1 protein-coding gene is annotated in these 2,159 nt (G+C 46.7%); it reads right to left on the minus strand.

Annotated elements, in window-relative coordinates:
• Positions 1 to 2,159, minus strand: a 2,159-nt coding sequence (locus ACUVJL_RS32955; RefSeq protein WP_445249682.1) for a two-partner secretion domain-containing protein, incomplete at both ends; no start/stop codon positions are given.

Here is a 2,159-nt window from a genome sequence, read left to right on the forward strand (position 1 = left end):
AATCAACGATAATATTATTTTGGGCATCCAGATTGACTGTGGGAATGATGGGATTAACTGGATTTGTGGCGACAGGATTAACAGTTATTGCCCTTGTGTTGATGTCCTGTCCCGCTACAATTCTGACATCTCCAGAAGTAGCGATCGCCTCCGTAGCGACACTCCCCGTACTGCTGCTAGCATTGACACTTGCAGCGTTGAGATTGCCTACCTTTAAGTCCCTAGAAGCTGTCAAACTGATATTTTCACTTACAGTTATTGCCCGTGTATTGATGTCCTGTCCCGCTACAATTTTGACATCTCCAGAAGTAGCGATCGCACCCGTAACGACACTCCCCGTAATGCTGGTAGCATTATTGACACTTGCAGCGTTGAGATTGCCTACCGTTAAGTCCCTAAAAGCTCTCAAACTGATATTTTCACTTGCTGTAATATTGACTGGTGCAGTATTGAAGACTATAATATTCGGGTCGCTCAAAACTCCCAGTTCCCCGGAGATACTGACAATATCAACATTAGATCCCTGCAAATTCCCAAAATTCACATCGCCAAAAGCACTGAGTTGGATCGCCCCGGAAGTCCCAGTATCGATCGACCTCGTTTCTATATTGCCCCCACCAGTAATCAGACTAATACTGCCGTTGATATCAGCACGAGAAATGTCATTTGTCAATATAATATTGTTGAGAGCTTGAATATCAATAGTCGAGTTGGATATCAATCTGCCCCCCACTATCACTGACCCTTCGCTGCTTTCGAGATCAATTAGACCGCCGTTAATATCTCTAGTTAAGATATTTCCCAGGGCTGACAAAATCACCGGTCCGCCTGCAGAAATATTGTCAACAGAAATCAAATTGTTCGATAATGATGAATCTATAAATATTGCATCTTCACCTAAACCGTCAGTACCAGGATTAGGAGGATTTTTCAGATTTGCCACTCCCGCCCGCAGAATTAAAGCCGGACTGCTTGTTAAAGTAGCAATATCCGGATCATCACTCACATTTCCAATACCCAATGAAATATCGGGACCCGTAATTGTAATCTCGTCGGCAACAATACTCCCCTTCGCCTCCACTTTCAGCGAAACACCAGTATAATCTCCAAAAAAAACATCTCCTTCGGAACTGATAATCGGGTCAAATAAACTCACAAAATTTCCCGGCATTCCCGACAGATTCCGCACCGAAAAATTGCTCCCCGAAACAAAGTGAGAATCCCCCGAAATAACACCGTTGCTAACCAAACTCAAATTGCCGCCGCTTTGGAATTGTGCGGGAAGAGACAAGGCGCCGATCGCGTTTTGAGTGAGAATATCAATAGTGCGATCGCCCTGAATGTATAAATTCCCCCCAGCCATCGCCAAAAAAGGATTCTGGGCGCTGTCCCTGACCCGCACCGCATCGGAGCCCAGCAAACTCAAATCCCCCATAGTTTGCAGCCTAGCGCCCGCTAACGTGAGATTTCCCGCAGCCCATAAATTCGCACTTCCGGCATTCAACTGCCCAAGCCCAGAAATATTAGCAGAAATTGCCACATCCCCAGAATTAACCTGCAAACCCGAACCCACAAGCCGCACAGAACCGTCATCCGCAACCGCAACACCCGCCGCCTGATTTTGACCCGTACCTGTCAGCAACTGCGGCAAAGAAACAGGATTCAAAGTCTGTTGAGAATTGCCCGGATTCCCGCCAGTTGCTATTTCCAAACTCAACAAATGCCCCGGTTGACTAATCCGCAAAACCTGAGAGCCCGGAACCGCAGCAACAGTAATTTGCCCGCCCGGGGCCGACAACTGCCCCGTACTAACAACCGTACCGCCAAGCAAAGCCAAATTTTGCCCCGGAGTCACAGCTAAATTGCCAGCATTAACAATACTGCCCGGTACACCCGCACCAAAAGAAAAAGCACTTGGCGTACCAACCAAAGCGCTAAAATTATTTGTACCCGCAGCATTAAACAAATTAGAACCAAAACCGACACCAGTAGCAGTAGTAGCAGTAAAAGCCGCCGGCACATTCAAACTCGCGTTCGGGCCAAACACAATCCCCGCAGGATTAATTAGAAAAAGATTAGAATTGCCGCCCGTGACAGTAATTAAACCGTTAATTAGCGAAGCGTCCCCGCCAGCAATTCGAGCTAATATATTTTGAATA

Source organism: Microcoleus sp. OTE_8_concoct_300 (assembly GCF_031383065.1).
Classification (GTDB): domain Bacteria; phylum Cyanobacteriota; class Cyanobacteriia; order Cyanobacteriales; family Microcoleaceae; genus Microcoleus.